We start from the raw sequence: 271 nt of genomic DNA on the forward strand, positions 1-271 counted from the left end.
TGCTGAACCCGACACGCGACCGCTTCGAACATATCTACCGGACGCACGGCGTGAAATTCCGCCTGCTGCCGGGCAATCACGACCTGGAGCACAAGCACAGCAATGCCGTCGGCAACTCGGTCGAGGCGATGCGCGGCGAGTGGGTCGAGGTCAAGCACCATGCGGTGTGGCACGACGACGCGAACGTGATGCAGGTGCCCTGGATCGAGCGCATTGAAGACCTGAAGGCGAAGCTGCTGGAACTCGCGAAAGACGTGCAGCGTGACGTGCC

Annotated in this window: 1 protein-coding gene; it reads left to right on the forward strand. The window is 62.7% G+C overall.

The features are described from left to right. On the forward strand, positions 1–271 hold a 271-nt coding region (locus SB751_RS30640; protein WP_410749103.1), incomplete at both ends, for a hypothetical protein.

This window comes from Cupriavidus sp. SIMBA_020 (genome assembly GCF_046535395.1).
Lineage (GTDB): Bacteria > Pseudomonadota > Gammaproteobacteria > Burkholderiales > Burkholderiaceae > Cupriavidus > Cupriavidus campinensis.